The organism is Polaribacter aestuariivivens (genome assembly GCF_005885675.1).
GTDB lineage: Bacteria > Bacteroidota > Bacteroidia > Flavobacteriales > Flavobacteriaceae > Polaribacter > Polaribacter aestuariivivens.
The window spans coordinates 194,266-209,625 of sequence record NZ_VANR01000002.1 but is presented as its reverse complement, the minus strand read 5'-3'; the positions used below and the strand labels follow the sequence as shown (position 1 = coordinate 209,625).

The following is a 15,360-nucleotide window of genomic DNA, read 5'->3' as shown; positions in this document are numbered from 1 at the left end:
ATGAAAAAAACATTCCTTTTTATTCTATTAATACTTGTATTTATTTCTGCCTGTGAAAAAGACGATTTCTGTTTGCAAAATCCTGTAACACCTAGTTTGGTCATTAGGTTTTATGATAATACAAATAGAGAAACTCCAAAAAGAGTACAACGTTTATCTATTATAGCAGAAGGTAGAACCGATAGTTTATTTGTAAACTCAGCTTTAGATAGTATTGCAATTCCATTAAATGTTTTTAGTTCAGAAACAAAATATATCCTTAAAAAAAATGCGACAAATGGCGCAACTGCAAATAATGAAATTGCCAACTTTACAATTACTTACGATACGCAAGAAGATTATGTTTCACGTTCTTGTGGCTATAAAGTAACGTTTAACAATGTAACATTTTCTGCAGATGCAAATAGTTGGATCACCGATTTTACACCAACAACAATAACAACAATAAACAATCAAAACACTGCTCATGTACAAATATTTCATTAGCCTTTGTTTCCTTTTTGTTTTTGTTGATACTTATTCGCAAACTCAAAAAAAAGACACTTTAGCCAACAAAACAAAAGATAGTATTGTTTACAAATCTAACTACGGTTTTAGGGTTGGAATAGATATTAGTAAACCTATAAAAGCGCAATTTGATGGTTCTTATAGTGGATTTGAAATTGTTGGAGATTATAGAATTAAAAAAAACGTTTACATTGCTGCAGAAGTTGGTTTTGAAGAAGAAACTACCAATGAAGATTATACAAACTCTACCTCAAAAGGTAATTATATACGTTTAGGATTAAATTATAACGCTTACACGAATTGGTTAGACATGAATAACGAAATTTTTGTAGGTTATAGGTATGGTTTTAGTTTGTTTGAACAAACCTTAAACAGTTACACGCCCAATACATCAAATGCAAATTTTGGTAATTATTTTCCACTTTCACCAACTACAACTCCACAAACTACTACTGGTTTAAATGCACATTGGTCTGAATTAATGGTAGGTGTAAAAGCAGAAACTTTTAAAAATATTTTTGTTAGTTTTAGTGTATCATACAAAGTTATGATGAGCGTAAAAGACCCTGAAAATTTCAAATCATTATTTGCACCAGGTTTTAATAGAATTTTTGAAAGCAATACTGGTTTTGGTTTTAATTACACAATTTCTTACCTAATTCCATTCTCAAAAAAATAACTTTTTAAGGTTTCAAAACTTTTTTAAATCAAAAAACACCAACTATAAATCAATATTCCTGATTTTTTAGTAACTTTAACTTTCATTTATCAAACTAAAAAAAATGAACAAAATACCAAGCGTAAACTTAGCAGACTTTTTATCTGATGATGAAAATAGAAAACAAAAATTTATAGATGAAATTGGTCATGCATACGAAAACATAGGTTTTGTGGCTTTAAAAGGTCACTTTTTAGACGATACATTAGTTTCAAACTTATATAGTGAAATAAAAAACTTTTTCGATTTACCAATTGAAACAAAAGAAAAGTATGAAATTCCTGGAATTGGAGGCCAAAGAGGGTATGTTTCTTTCGGAAAAGAATCTGCAAAAGGTAAAAAAGAAGGCGATTTAAAAGAATTTTGGCATTTTGGACAATATGTAGAAGACGATCCAAAAAGAGCCAAAGAATATCCAGATAATGTTATTGTTGAAGAACTTCCAAAGTTTAATGAAGTTGGTAAACAAACCTATAAAATGCTAGAAAAAACAGCAAAATATGTACTACGTTCCTTAGCACTTCATCTAGGTTTAGAAGAAACCTATTTTGATGAATACATAAAAAACGGAAACAGTATTTTACGTCCAATTCATTATCCACCAATAAAAACAGAACCTAAAGGTGCAGAAAGAGCTGCTGCTCATGGAGATATTAATTTAATTACTTTATTAATGGGCGCACAAGGTAAAGGTTTGCAAGTTCAAAATCATAAAGGAGAATGGATTGATGCAATGGCTGAACCTGACGAATTAATGATTAATGTTGGTGATATGCTTTCGCGTCACAGTAACAACAAACTAAAATCTACCATTCACAGAGTTGTAAATCCTCCAAAAGAAATGTGGGGTACTTCAAGATATTCCATTCCATTTTTTATGCACCCAATTTCAGAAATGAAACTAGATGTTTTAGAAAACTGTGTAGATGAAAACAATCCAAAACAGTTTGAAGACATTACTGCTGGTGAATTTTTAGATCAACGTTTAAAAGAATTAGGATTGAAAAAGTAGTTTTAAGTTTTCAGTCACAATTTGCAGAGTGCAACTGACTGAAAACTGCGACAGAAAACTGAAAAAAATGGATTTAAAAGATCAACTAAAAAACTTATTTCCAGATCACCAAGAATCTGAAGAACCTAAAAAAGAGCAATCTAATATTTGGTTACAAGACGATCCTATACTTTGTAAATACGAAAAAAGAAAAGGAAAACCAATTACTATTTTAGAAGGTTATACTGGTGCTACTTCCGATTTTAAAATTTTAGCCAAAGAAATTAAAACCAAATTATCTGTTGGTGGCAGTTTTAAAGATGATAAAATAATAATTCAAGGAGATTACAGAGATAAAATAATGACGATGCTTAAAGACAAAGGTTTTAAAGTAAAAAGAGTTGGAGGGTAATATATGAGTATACAACAATCTGAATTAATTTTAAACGAAAATGGTAGTGTTTATCATTTAAATTTAAAACCAGAAAACATCGCTAAAGATATTATTTTTGTTGGCGACCAAGATAGAGTTGACAAAATTACAAAACTGTTTGATTCTATTGAATTTACAACTCAAAAACGTGAATTTAAAACCACTACAGGAACTTACAATAACAAACGAATTTCCGTAATTTCTACAGGTATTGGACCAGATAATATTGATATTGTTTTAAACGAATTAGACGCACTTGTAAATATTAATTTAACTACAAGAAAACCTAAAACCGAATTAACTTCTTTAAACATTATTAGAATTGGAACTTCTGGCTCATTACAAAAAAGCATTCCTGTAAATTCTTTTTTAATGAGTTCTCATGGTTTAGATTTAAATGGAATGCTTCACTCCTATCAAATTGATGCTATTTCCAATAAAGAAATTGAAAACGCATTTGTAAAACATACCAATTGGAATCCCCAAAAAGCGCATCCAATTTTAATTGAAAACAGTAAAAAATTAGCTCAATTATTTCTTTCCGAAAAAATGTTTACAGGTATTACAGCTACTGCTGGCGGATTTTACGGTCCTCAAGGTAGGGTTTTACGATTGCAATTAGAAAATGCTCAGCTAAACAACAAAATAGATTCTTTTAACTTTAACGGAAATATCATTACCAATTTAGAAATGGAAACTTCTGCTATTTACGGACTTTCTAAATTATTAGGTCACCATGCAGTTTCCTTAAATGCCATAATTGCAAACAGAGCAAATGGTACTTTTAGTGAAAACCCTAAAAAAGTGGTGGAAAATTTAATTGAATATGCACTTTTAAAGCTTACTTCGTAAATGACAGATTTAAAAATTGGTGGTGTACCAGAACATTTTAACTATCCATGGTATTTAACACTTAAAAATAAAGAATATACCAAAGAAAACATCAACCTTCGTTGGCAAGATTATCCAGGTGGAACAGGGCAAATGTGTAAAGCTCTAAGAAACGGAACTGTAGATATTGCACTTGTTTTAACAGAAGGAATTATCAAAGATATTGCAGCTGGAAATCCATCAAAAATTGTACAAACATATGTAAAAACACCATTAATTTGGGGCATTCATGTGGGTGCAAAATCTTCTTTTAAAAAAATTGAAGATTTAGAAAAAGCCACCATAGCAATTAGTAGATTTGGTTCTGGTTCACATTTAATGGCAATTGTAAATGCCTACAACCAAGGGTGGAATATTAACGAACTAAAGTTTAAAGTTGTTGGAAATTTACAAGGTGGTATTGATGCTTTAACCAATGGTGAAGCAGATTATTTTATGTGGGAACATTTTACCACAAAACCTTTAGTAGACGATGGTACTTTTAGAAGAGTAGACAATTGTCCTACTCCATGGCCATGTTTCGTCATTGCTGTTAGAAACGAAGTTTTAGAAAATAATTTCGACGAAGTAAAAAAAGTTTTAGACATTATTAACAAAGAAACAACCGATTTTAAAGACATTGATAATATTGACGAAATCTTAGCAAAACGTTACGAACAAAAGCTAAAAGACATTCAAAAATGGTTAAAAATCACAGAATGGAATGATGGCAAACCCATGACAAAAAATTTAATTACCCGTATTCAAAATAAAATGATACGGTTCAACGTTATCGAAGAGAAGAAAAATTCAGGTGAGTTCATAAAAAATATGTACATTTAGGCCTTTAAAAGAATAAAAAATGAAAAAAGTAGTATTTGTTGCAATTTGTATTATAGGAATTATTTGTTTTTCTTCATGTAGAAGCACCTCTAAATCATGCGGTTTAGCAGATGCAAACACAACTATTCAAACAACATTAAAGCAGGCAGATTTGTTATAAAACCTGTTTGTTTCTTAATTTCAAATTCAATGAATCCGCTTTTTTTTTAGCGGATTTTTTTTTTGGAGCTATTTCCTGCTTTCATTACTCGCTTTTTCAATGCTGTGTTTTCAGCATTAAAAAGAGCTCAAACATGTCATTCAATCAGGGCTACACTTATTTGCTAGCAATTATAAATTACAGGTAGGTTTTTGTTACTTTAAAAAATTACCAATCAATCACATCTTTTCCTAAATCTTTTAAAATAGCATTGGTTTTAGAAAAATGTTTATTTCCAAACCAATAACCTCTATTGGCACTTAACGGACTTGGATGTCCAGATTCTAAAATATGATGTTTTTTGGCATCAATTAATTTGGCTTTCTTTTTTGCAAATCCGCCCCAAAGTAAAAAAATAACACCTTCTTTTTCTTTAGAAATTTGTTGTATCACAGCATCTGTAAACGTTTCCCAACCTTGTTTTTGATGGCTTCCAGCTTCGTGTGCTCTCACAGTTAACGTTGCGTTTAATAATAAAACACCTTGTTTTGCCCATTTTTCTAAATTGCCACTTTTCGGATATTCTTTACCTAAATCCGTAGCCACTTCTTTAAAAATGTTAATTAATGAAGGTGGATGCGCAATACCATCTTTTACAGAAAAGCACAAACCATTTGCTTGATTGGGTCCATGATAAGGATCTTGACCAATAATAACCACTTTTAAATCGTTTAAAGCACAAAAATCAAATGCAGCAAAAATGTCTTTTCCTTTTGGGTAACAAACATGATTTGAATATTCATCTTTCACAAAAGCTGTTAATTGTTTAAAATATGGTTTTTCAAACTCAGTTTGTAAAATATTTTTCCAGCTATCAGCTATTTTTACTTGCATTGTTTCTTATTTTTGTACTTAAGAATTCAAAATGTAATATTCTGAATTCAAAGTTACTTATTAGATTCCAAAAAACCTTGAATATTAAATTTTAAACTTTGAAAAATAACATTTCAGAAAAAACATTACAAGATTTAGAGTTTTCCACTGTTTTAAACCACATTTCAGAACATTGTATTTCTGGTTTGGGTAAAGAACGTGTGCATGAAATATTGCCCATTTCTAACAAAAAACTACTTTTTTCTGAGTTGCATTTGGTAGACGAATACTTAAAATCGTTTCAAAGTGAAAATAGAATTCCCAATCATGGTTTTGACAATATTACTGAAAGCATTCATAGGCTAAATATTGAAAACAGTTTTTTAGAAGCAGAAGCTTATTTAAAAATTGCAAGTATTTCTTTAACCGTAAATGAACATATCAAGTTTTTTAAAAAATTTAAAATCCAATTTCCTACCTTTTTTGAGTTGACTCAAAAAATAGAATTTACCACTTTTGTAGATGATGAAATAAAAAAAATCATAGAAATAAGTGGAATTGTAAAAAACAATGCTTCTGCCTCGTTAAAACAAATTCGAAAAGACATTAATAACGTTCGTGGTAAAATTGGTGCAAGTTTTTCTAGTGCTTTAAGTAAAGCCATTGCAGCTGGTTATTTAGATGATATTAAAGAAACCGTAATTGACAATCAACGTGTGTTAGCAGTTTTGGCAATGCACAGAAAAAAGGTTGCTGGTAGTTTAATGGGCGCATCAAAATCTGGAAATATTGTGTACATAGCACCACAAGCAACATTGGCGTATGCGCGTGAATACCAAAACTTATTGTACGAAGAAAAGCAAGAAATTGTAAAAATATTACGAGATCTTGCCAATACCATTCGTCCGTTAATAGGACTTATTAAAGAGTATTTAGAATACGTAACGCATATTGATGCTGTTGCTGCAAAAGCAAAATACGCCAAAGAAATTAATGGGTTATTGCCAGAAATTACCAGAGAAAAAAAGGTGTTATTTATAGATGCGTATCATCCTATTTTATGGAAAAAAAATACCGCAAAAAATCTTAAGGTAATTCCGCAAAGTATTGAGCTGAATGAACAACAACAAATTATTGTAATTTCTGGGCCCAATGCAGGTGGTAAATCTATTACTTTAAAAACCATTGGTTTGCTACAGTTAATGGTGCAAAGTGGTATTTTAATTCCTGTAGCAGAAAAAAGTAAAACCTATATTTTTGATACTATTTTAACGGATATTGGCGACAATCAATCTATTGAAAACCAATTAAGTACTTATAGTTATCGATTGAAAAACATGCGTTATTTTTTAAGAAAATGCAACGAAAAAACACTGTTTTTAATTGATGAATTTGGTACAGGTTCAGACCCAGAATTGGGTGGTGCTTTGGCTGAAATTTTCTTAGAAGAATTTTATCATAAAAAAGCTTTCGGAATTATTACAACCCACTACTCTAACTTAAAAGTTTTGGCGGCAGAATTAGAAAATGTAACCAACGCAAACATGCAGTTTGACGAACGTTCTTTAGAACCTTTGTACAAATTATTTGTGGGGCAAGCAGGTAGTTCTTTTACGTTTGAAGTGGCACAAAAAAATGGTATTCCTTACAGTTTAATTAACCAAGCAAAAAAGCGTGTTGAAAACGAAAAAATTCGTTTAGACAAAACCATTTCTAAATTACAGAAAGAACGCACCAGATTGCAAAAAAACTCCGACAATTTAGAAAAACAAAAAACCAAAGGAAAAGAGCATTTAGAGAGTTTGCAAGAAAAAGAAGACAAAATACAGGCAAAATTAGCTGGTTTTCAAGAATTGTATGACCAAAACCAAAAAATGCTTTCTTTAGGTAGAAAAACAAACGAATTACTAAACAAATACTTTCAAACCAACAATAAAAAAGAATTAAACACCAATTTTAACAAATGGGTTGCAGACGAGAAAGTAAAACATGCTAAGAAAAACCCAGTAAAGTTAAAAACAAAATCACAAAAGCAAAAAGCAAAAGTAGTTGAGAAAAAAATGCAAGAAGTGATACAAAAAGTAGAAAAAGAAGTGTTGGAAAAAGTGGTGGAAGTTCGTAAAGAGAAAAAAATTGAAGCTGCAAAAATAGCCAAAGAAAAAGCTGATTACAATTACAAAATTAACGACAGAGTGCGTATTACAGGCTCTAACTCTATTGGTACTATTGATAAGATAGACAAAAAAAGCGTTACCATTAATTATGGTGTTTTTACTACAAAAACTTCTGTAGAAAAGCTAGAATTAGTAGAAAAAGCCAAAAAATAGGTGTTTTCACCCTTTATTTTTTATTGTAAAAATACTAACTTCGCTAAGGTTGATGATTGATCATTAAAACGATGTCATAATCGTCTTAAGTTGAACACAAGCTATGAAAAGCCAACCGCACGTTCAAGCACATTTCATTTTGCTCGTGCCTCACGAAATAAAAAGAGCTTTCTCTTTTCCAACGCTCTGAAAAAATCAAACTATATTTACTAATATGTAGTTTATATTTTTATATTTGCAACTATATAACATCAGAAAACATAAATAATGGAAAATTCTGAACTAAAAAAAGACCGTTTTAAAAGAGTTGCTTCACGTAGAGTTGACAATATTCTCAAAGGAATACGAAGTCTTTCAAAGTGTTCAAATGTAAACAACTATGAATACAATGAAGAAGACTTAAACAAAATGGTCAAAGCAATTAAAGAGGAATTAAAAACAATGGAGACTCTTTATAAAAAGAATCTCAAAAGTAATACAGAATCATTCAATTTCTAATATGGACGAAATATTTAAAGAACTTATGACTGCCTATACTCCAAAGGCAGTAACTAATGTCATCAAAAAAATTGGAGCAAGTAAAATACTTTGGGAAAATGTTGGTAAACGTAGAAATAATCTTGCCACAATAAACATTGGTACAGACCCAGCAGCAGGTGTTACTGAAAGGATAACAAATGCAATAGATGCTGTATTAGAAAAAGAATGGAAAAATCAAGGAGAACCTGAAGGTTTTCGTTCTCCAAGAAAAGCAGTTGAAAATTGGTTTGATATAGAACATGGGAAAGTCTCGACAATAAAATCCGCAAGGGATAAAAAAATCGAAAATCTATCAGACAAAGTACAAGTAACTCTTTATGATTCAGGAAAGGACACAAAACCGACTGTTGAAATAAGAGACAAAGGAATAGGTCTAGAGCCAGAAGATTTTTCAAAGACTATTTTAGACTTAAACGGTAGTAACAAAATTGGAAAACTTCACTTGATGGGAGCATTCGGACAAGGTGGTTCTACTGCTTTAGCATATAATAATTACACTATAATTATTTCAAAACCACATTTTAAAAAAGATGGCAGAAGTAAAAGTAAAGTTTCATTTACTATTGTTCGAATTAATCCTGGAGATATCGAAAAGGACAAACACGAATGGTATGAATATATGCTTGATAAAACAACAGGTCAACCTTTTACTCTTGAAATTGAAGACGACAGCTTTGAACCTGGAACATTAGTGCGCCACGTTTTAATGGATTTAGGAAAATACAAAGGTAAGATAACAACACCATCAAATTCACTTTGGTATTTGGCACATAATTATTTATTCGACCCAATAATTCCATTTACAATATCAGACAGAAGAGGAGGAAGAAAAGAAAACAGAACCGTAACTGGTAACAATAGACTTTTAACTTATACCGACAATTTAGATTATCGAAATCAAGTTACACTAACATTTAAGACAGGAAAAGTAACCATTTACTGGTGGGTTTTAAATACTCTAGGAAAGGACCCAAGAGATAGAATAAAACACTATGCAAGTATTTCCAATCCAATTATAATCACTCATAATGGACAAAAGCAAGGAACCTTAGGAAATGGTCTTATTAAAAAAGAACTAAAATTGCCATATTTAGATAGGTACCTTATTGTTCATATTGAAGCTGATTATTTAGACAATGATTCAAAAAGACAACTTTTTAGTAGTACAAGAGAATCATTAAAAGATACTGCAATCGTAGATGAATTAAAAAAATTAACAGTTGATACTTTAAGTGAAGATGATAGATTGAAACAACTAGACAAAGAACGTAAACAACGCTATTTCACAAAAGATGACACGCAAGTACTTGATAGTTTAAAGAAAAGACTGGCGAGAAGAATAAATACATTTTTACAAAGTTCAGGCAGTGGAACATCAGTGACAACTTCTACAGTTGGCGAGAGTTCACCAACTAAAAAACTACCAGAAATACCTTTTGAAGACCCACCAACATTTTTCGAAATAACAACAAACTCGCCAAAAGAGGTTTTTGCTAACAAATCTTTTTCTATAAAATTCAAAACAGATGCTCACCCAAATTATTTTGCTAAAGTAGAAACTTTTGCAGCTTTTATTGACCCACAATCCCTTGGGTCTTTCACTGGAACAGCTAGAGTAAACAATGGTTATGGCATTGCCTATTTCAAGTCTAATGAAGAAGCTGAAATTGGAGACAAAGGAGAAATCACTCTTGACTTAAGACCTATTGGTCAAAAATCATTGTCATCATCAATTGAAATTGAGATAATAGAAAGACCTGAAGACTCTGGTAATGATGAAAAGGGTAAAAATAAATCTCCGAATATTAGAGTAGATTTTATCGGAGAGGAACATCCATTTTTCGAAGAGAACAATTGGAATGAACATAGTGTAGCAAGTGTTATTAGTGACCAAGACGAAGTTGTTATTTATGTTTCAGAAGAAAATAAAAATCTTCAAAAACTAGTTGAAAGAGCACAAAGGAAAAATGATGAAGCTGTTCAAAATATCAAGAATAAATATTTAGAACATATTTCGTTTCACGCTTTTGTTCTTGATAAAAATAGTCCGGATGCAGTTTTGACAAAAGATGACGAAGAAATTCCAACGGAATCTTATGAAAAAATTAAAGAATCTGAATTGAGGAATGCCAGTGAAACAGTATGTGGAATGATAAATGACTTTTTTGAATCGATAATCATTGAAAGCGTTGAACAAGAAAGCGTTGAGATATGATTGAAGAGAAAAAACATATAACACCTTGGGCAGATAAAAGTGATTCAGACCCTTTACATTCTTTATGCTCCTATTTGGGTGCGTTTCCTCCTTCTCTAGCTAGATATTTTATAAAATATTTTACAGATGAAAATGATTTGGTTTTCGACCCTTTTTCTGGACGTGGAACAACTATTTTAGAAAGTAGAATTTTAAATAGAAAATCTTTTGGTTCGGACTTAAATCCAATCGCATTGGCTTTGAGCAAAGCAAAGAGTCATAAATTAGTAAAAGAAGATATAATTACCAGAATTGACGAACTTGAAAATGACTATGATTATGTTCTTTATTTGCCTGAAGCTCAATCCGAATCTGACGAAATTCATTTGATTTTTCATCAAGCTACTCTCGCTCAATTATGTTATTTAAAAGATATTCTATTAACATCAAAAAATGATGTAGACGAATTTTTAATAGGAGCAATTTTAGGAATTATGCACGGTGGAGAGCGTAAGGATGGTACTTCTGGATATTTATCTATTAGTATGCCTAACACTTTCAGTATGTCACCTGAATATGTAAGACGTTTTGTTCAAACTAAAGAACTAAACAGAGTTAAACGCAATGTGTTTGATATTCTAAAAGAAAAAGTTGAGCGCGTTTTTAGTAAACATAAATCTCCGAAGAAGGAATCTTACATTTTAGAATGTGATGCAAAAGAAATTTCCAAATCGGAAGAACTTAAAAAATATCAAGGAAAAGTAGATTTATTATTGACATCTCCTCCATATTTAGGCATTGTCAATTATGCAAAACAAAATTGGATACGTTCTTGGTTTTTGGATTCTGACCCAATTGAAATTTCTAAAAAATTAGATGATGATTTAAATATTAATCAATGGGTTCAGTTCTCAAAAAAAACACTAACTGAATTTAAGAAAATGCTAAAACCAAATGGTGTAGCTGTATTTGTTATTGGAGATGTAGCTAAATCGAAGAATAATGTGGTACCTCTTGCCAGAGACTTTTCATTGATGGTTAAAGAGAATAAATTATTTAAAAATGTTTGGGTTTTTTCAGATTACATTGAAGGTGTAGATAAAACAACAAGAATTTGGGGAGAAACCAAAGGAAAGGCGACTGCAACTGATAGAATTGTAATTTTATCTGATATCAATCCCTTTGAAAACAATAATAGAATAAACGGTAAATCCGTCTTGACATATAAGCTGATACAAGAAAGTACAAAACACTTTTTAGGACAAATAAAATGATTGGTAAATCAAAAGTATTAGATACAAATATTGAATGGTATGATGAAATTGACCCATTGTCTTTCTATGAAAAGCATTTCGAAGATACATTTTTATCAAAAATGCACGAAGTTTATCCAGATTTCATTGGAATCCCATTTTCTCAAAAAATAAGTACAAAAAATGGAGAAAACTCGAAACCTGATTTAGCAATGGTCAGGAATGATTATAAAGAATGGTATATAATTGAGGCTGAAATGGGAAGACATTCTTGGGATGGTCACGTAGAAAAACAAGTCAGGGTGTTTTCAACAGGATATTACGCTCCAAAAAAAGTTGCGAAATATATTAACTCAAAAAATAACGCATTGGATTTGGTAGAGTTGGAAAAAATGATTGACAACATACAACCTAAAGTAATGGTTATTGTAAATGAGCCAAAACCTCAATGGGAAATTGAAGTAAAAAAATACAATTCTTATTTAAGTGTATTTCAAATATACAAGGGCTTAAATGGATTTGAGCTTTATAGGATTTCAGGAGATACTCCATTCATTTATAGGGATAAATCTCATAGTGCTTTTGTGAAAGGATTGAGTAATACAATGGAAATATATACACCAACCTTTATTGGAGAACCTAATGGTACTGACATAATAATTTTCTTCAGAGGCAAAAAAACAAAATGGAAAATTTTAAAAGATAAAGCAAAGACATATATAGTCATTTCTGGTCGGACTCATTTTTTACAACTAGAAAAAAAATATATGTTATACGTATCGAATAAAAACGAATATTACCTAGACATAAATTAAATGGAAAAAATAAATATAAACTTCACACCGGACATTATTAATTCTTATAAGCGATTAGCATATCGAATATGGTTTGCACTAGCTGAATATGTTGACAATTCAACTCAAGCGTACTTAAACAATCAGGAGACTTTGGATATAGTTTATGCAGAAGAACAAAGAAATTTAAGTGTTTATATAAATTATTTTAAGGGTAATAATATTAATGAGGATTTTTTTGAGATTATTGATAATTCAATGGGAATGTCTTTAAGTGAACTCAAAAAAGCGTTTCAAATAGGATTACCTCCTGAAGACAATTCAGGAAGGAGTCGTTATGGTTTAGGAATGAAGACTGCATCTTTTTGGCTTGGTGATGAATGGACAATAACTACAACTAAATTAGGCGATGATAAAGAATATTCCGTGACACTAGATATTGAAACTATTTCCAAAGGAGATTTAGCTTTAGACATCCAACCAAAAGATGTTGATAAAAATGACCATTATACGATTATTAAAGTCAAGAATTTGCGAAGAAGATTTAAAGGTATGACCATTGGTAAAATTAAATCTTATCTATCCTCGATTTACCGTTTTGATGTTTCATCAAATATGCTTGACCTATTTTGGAATGACCAAAAACTCGGTTGGAATGGTTATTCGGATGAGGATTTTGTTAAAAATTCGGAAGGAGTTCCATACAGGAGAGATTTTGAATTTGACATTGACGGCAAAAAAGTTACTGGTTGGGCTGGAGTTTTGAGTAGTGGAAGTAGAAGTAAAGGTGGATTTGCATTAGTTCAAGGAAACAGAGTTATTCAAAGTCCTCCAAATGGTTATAAACCTGAAACTATATATGGTGAGCAAGAAGGAGGTATAAATAATCTTGTAAATCAGAGATTAGTTGGAGAGCTTTTTCTAGAAGGGTTTGAAGTAAGCCACACAAAAGATAATATACTATGGGAAGGAACACAAATGGACGATTTAGATGATGCTATTTTAGAACAAATAGGCGATTTTAGAAAAGTGGCAAATGAGTATAGGAAAAATGCTGTTGATGAAAGAGCTCCATCAGATGAAGATTTTGACTTTGCTTTGGATTCATTATTAACAGAATTTAATTCAGGTGAGTTAAATGACATTGTTTTAACTAAAGTCGTACCACCAGATTCCTTAATAGTTGAATCTAATAAACAAATTGAAAAGGCAATCGTTGAATCGACCGAACCAACGATAATAAAACTTGATGGCTTAACAATCAAGCTTTATATTGATGACAAAATGTCTCCAAATGACCCATATGTGATAAATGATTCCATTTCGGATAAAAACACAATAATTGTAATTGTAAATAAAAATCATCCGTTTTGGAATGAATTAGATGGTGCGAATGGTATTTTAAATTATTTAAGACAATGTGTTTATGATGCAGTTTCTGAATGGAAAGCTTACTTTATGAAATCTACATTACAGCCAGATACAATAAAGCATATTAAAGATGACTTGATGCGAGTTCCTTTTATTATTGATAAAAATAATATTTGATTATGCCAACACTAAAAGCCAAGCACATTTACAATTCGCAACAGCCAATCCTAAAGCTAAAAATTGCAAAAGAGTATGGATCCTGCCTACGGTAGCAAGTTTGCGGAAAGAAAAGCCAGTGTACAACAATGTATAAAAATAATAGCGGTTTAATCGCTTAAATGAAAGTATGTAAATATAAAAAAGATCTGTATTTAACCGAAAAATTAGTGAGTGAAAATCCGCTACTATTCTTATACTAGACCGTTAGCGAAACCAAATAAAAAGCTATTTTTTTTAAATTACAATGTAGCTAATCTACTATTAAACAAGTAGTTGGAATACATACTTTTGTAGTATACCTTTTTTTCTATGGCTTCAATAATTGGAGTGGCAAAATCTTCATCATACATTTGGCTAATTACATTAATTCCTCCTGGGCTAAACACGTTAATTTCCATTAGTTTATCACCTACAATATCTATACCTACCAAAAACATACCATCTTGTACCAATTTTGGTCTTACAATGTCTGCTAATTCCATAATTTGGTCTGTCATTTTTACTGCTGCTGGTTTGCCTCCTGCATGAATGTTGCTTCTAATATCATTAGAGGCATTTATACGTTGCATAATGGCGTATTTTCCATTCACTTTTAAAGGTTTACCATTCATTAAAAACAAACGTGTATCGCCTTTAGAGGCTTCTTTTAAATATTCTTGTGCAATTACAAAACCATCTCGTGCAATGGCATCAATAGTTTGTGTAAGATTGTGTTCGTTTTTTTTGTCCATCATAAAAACGTTTGTTCCTCCAGAACCTTGCAAGGGTTTTAAAATCATTTTTTGTTTTTGTTTCTTAAAAAAATCTTTTATTTCTTGATGGTCTCTAGAAATGATGGTTTTAGGACGTAAAATTTCTGGAAAATGCTGAAAATACATTTTGTTAACAGCTCCTGCCAAACTTTTTGGATGGTTTAATACAATTACACCATTGTTCATGGCTATTTCACCAAAAATAAAGGCAGCATTTTGTGCCCAATCTCTTTCGTTAATTTCATCTGCAGGATTGTTTCTTAAAAACAACACATCTAATTCTTCTGAGGTAATGGTTGAAAAATCTTCTTTCTGCAACGCATTAAAATAGGTTTCTTGCGAATTGAATTTTTTACCATTAATTGTTTTACTTCTTACAGACAAATGTCCTTTAGAGGCATATGAAAGCTCACCCACTCCAATAAAATACACATCATGACCACGTTTGTAAGCAGCATATCCTAAAGCTGGAGTTGTATAATTTGCTTTTTCTGTTTTATGGTCGTTGATTATGAATGCGATTTTCATGAGTGTGT

15 protein-coding genes are annotated in these 15,360 nt (G+C 31.0%); 13 read left to right on the top strand and 2 right to left on the bottom strand.

All coding sequences use genetic code 11. The annotated features are described in order from the left end of the window. From FDT66_RS04100 to FDT66_RS13990, 7 genes are all read left to right on the top strand, one after another. Positions 1–486 (top strand): DUF6452 family protein, encoded by a 486-nt coding sequence (locus tag FDT66_RS04100; RefSeq protein ID WP_138534888.1) that lies wholly within the window; start codon positions 1–3, stop codon positions 484–486. After that, positions 467–1,186, top strand: coding sequence for a DUF6048 family protein (locus FDT66_RS04095; RefSeq protein ID WP_138534887.1), 720 nt, complete (start codon positions 467–469; stop codon positions 1,184–1,186). The genes FDT66_RS04100 and FDT66_RS04095 overlap by 20 nt, the downstream gene beginning before the upstream one ends. A gap of 103 nt (positions 1,187–1,289) precedes the next feature. Then, the gene (locus FDT66_RS04090) at positions 1,290–2,237 is read left to right on the top strand and encodes an isopenicillin N synthase family dioxygenase (RefSeq protein ID WP_138534886.1); all 948 of its coding nucleotides are present in this window, start codon (positions 1,290–1,292) and stop codon (positions 2,235–2,237) included. Between the two features lie 67 nt (positions 2,238–2,304). Continuing rightward, complete coding sequence (locus tag FDT66_RS04085; protein ID WP_138534885.1) at positions 2,305–2,628, top strand: translation initiation factor; 324 nt, start codon at positions 2,305–2,307, stop codon at positions 2,626–2,628. Between the two features lie 3 nt (positions 2,629–2,631). Continuing rightward, positions 2,632–3,501, top strand: a complete 870-nt coding sequence (locus FDT66_RS04080; protein WP_138534884.1) for a nucleoside phosphorylase — start codon at positions 2,632–2,634, stop codon at positions 3,499–3,501. After that, entirely contained in the window at positions 3,502–4,362 is an 861-nt protein-coding gene (locus FDT66_RS04075; RefSeq protein ID WP_138534883.1) for a substrate-binding domain-containing protein, read from the top strand. 19 nt (positions 4,363–4,381) lie between these two features. Beyond that, the gene (locus FDT66_RS13990) at positions 4,382–4,522 is read left to right on the top strand and encodes a hypothetical protein (RefSeq protein WP_171032311.1); all 141 of its coding nucleotides are present in this window, start codon (positions 4,382–4,384) and stop codon (positions 4,520–4,522) included. Positions 4,523–4,729: 207 nt separating this feature from the next. Here the strand turns inward: FDT66_RS13990 and FDT66_RS04070 are convergent, their stop codons facing one another. Next, positions 4,730–5,395, bottom strand: a complete 666-nt coding sequence (locus FDT66_RS04070; RefSeq protein WP_138534882.1) for a uracil-DNA glycosylase — start codon at positions 5,393–5,395, stop codon at positions 4,730–4,732. A gap of 98 nt (positions 5,396–5,493) precedes the next feature. On the opposite strand from FDT66_RS04070, the gene FDT66_RS04065 reads away from it, so the two are divergent. The 6 genes from FDT66_RS04065 to FDT66_RS04040 all read left to right on the top strand — a co-directional run bounded on the left by FDT66_RS04065 (position 5,494) and on the right by FDT66_RS04040 (position 14,030). Further along, the gene (locus FDT66_RS04065; protein WP_138534881.1) at positions 5,494–7,701 is read left to right on the top strand and encodes an endonuclease MutS2; all 2,208 of its coding nucleotides are present in this window, start codon (positions 5,494–5,496) and stop codon (positions 7,699–7,701) included. Positions 7,702–7,968: 267 nt separating this feature from the next. Continuing rightward, positions 7,969–8,199: a hypothetical protein gene (locus FDT66_RS04060; RefSeq protein ID WP_138534880.1), complete on the top strand. Its 231-nt coding sequence runs from the start codon at positions 7,969–7,971 to the stop codon at positions 8,197–8,199. Position 8,200: 1 nt separating this feature from the next. Beyond that, a complete protein-coding gene (locus FDT66_RS04055; protein ID WP_138534879.1) occupies positions 8,201–10,456 on the top strand; it encodes a hypothetical protein in 2,256 nt (751 codons plus the stop codon). Beyond that, positions 10,453–11,709 (top strand): DNA methyltransferase, encoded by a 1,257-nt coding sequence (locus FDT66_RS04050; RefSeq protein WP_138534878.1) that lies wholly within the window; start codon positions 10,453–10,455, stop codon positions 11,707–11,709. Before FDT66_RS04055 ends, FDT66_RS04050 begins: the two co-directional genes overlap by 4 nt. Further along, positions 11,706–12,503, top strand: a complete 798-nt coding sequence (locus tag FDT66_RS04045) for a hypothetical protein (protein ID WP_138534877.1) — start codon at positions 11,706–11,708, stop codon at positions 12,501–12,503. Before FDT66_RS04050 ends, FDT66_RS04045 begins: the two co-directional genes overlap by 4 nt. Continuing rightward, on the top strand, positions 12,504–14,030 hold the full coding sequence (locus tag FDT66_RS04040; protein WP_138534876.1) for an ATP-binding protein: 1,527 nt from the start codon (positions 12,504–12,506) through the stop codon (positions 14,028–14,030). 281 nt (positions 14,031–14,311) lie between these two features. On the opposite strand, the gene FDT66_RS04035 is transcribed toward FDT66_RS04040, so the two are convergent. Continuing rightward, positions 14,312–15,352: a glutathione synthetase gene (locus FDT66_RS04035; RefSeq protein WP_138534875.1), complete on the bottom strand. Its 1,041-nt coding sequence runs from the start codon at positions 15,350–15,352 to the stop codon at positions 14,312–14,314. Positions 15,353–15,360 lie beyond the last annotated feature (8 nt).

Bases quoted from the DNA above. Each gene is read 5' to 3' on its own strand.
- FDT66_RS04100 (WP_138534888.1), top strand. From the start codon at position 1: ATGAAAAAAACATTCCTTTTTATTCTATTAATACTTGTATTTATTTCT.
- FDT66_RS04070 (WP_138534882.1), bottom strand. From the start codon at position 5,395: ATGCAAGTAAAAATAGCTGATAGCTGGAAAAATATTTTACAAACTGAG.
- FDT66_RS04075 (WP_138534883.1), top strand. From the start codon at position 3,502: ATGACAGATTTAAAAATTGGTGGTGTACCAGAACATTTTAACTATCCA.
- FDT66_RS04085 (WP_138534885.1), top strand. From the start codon at position 2,305: ATGGATTTAAAAGATCAACTAAAAAACTTATTTCCAGATCACCAAGAA.
- FDT66_RS04060 (WP_138534880.1), top strand. From the start codon at position 7,969: ATGGAAAATTCTGAACTAAAAAAAGACCGTTTTAAAAGAGTTGCTTCA.
- FDT66_RS04045 (WP_138534877.1), top strand. From the start codon at position 11,706: ATGATTGGTAAATCAAAAGTATTAGATACAAATATTGAATGGTATGAT.
- FDT66_RS04090 (WP_138534886.1), top strand. From the start codon at position 1,290: ATGAACAAAATACCAAGCGTAAACTTAGCAGACTTTTTATCTGATGAT.
- FDT66_RS04095 (WP_138534887.1), top strand. From the start codon at position 467: ATGTACAAATATTTCATTAGCCTTTGTTTCCTTTTTGTTTTTGTTGAT.
- FDT66_RS04055 (WP_138534879.1), top strand. From the start codon at position 8,201: ATGGACGAAATATTTAAAGAACTTATGACTGCCTATACTCCAAAGGCA.
- FDT66_RS04035 (WP_138534875.1), bottom strand. From the start codon at position 15,352: ATGAAAATCGCATTCATAATCAACGACCATAAAACAGAAAAAGCAAAT.
- FDT66_RS13990 (WP_171032311.1), top strand. From the start codon at position 4,382: ATGAAAAAAGTAGTATTTGTTGCAATTTGTATTATAGGAATTATTTGT.
- FDT66_RS04080 (WP_138534884.1), top strand. From the start codon at position 2,632: ATGAGTATACAACAATCTGAATTAATTTTAAACGAAAATGGTAGTGTT.
- FDT66_RS04040 (WP_138534876.1), top strand. From the start codon at position 12,504: ATGGAAAAAATAAATATAAACTTCACACCGGACATTATTAATTCTTAT.
- FDT66_RS04050 (WP_138534878.1), top strand. From the start codon at position 10,453: ATGATTGAAGAGAAAAAACATATAACACCTTGGGCAGATAAAAGTGAT.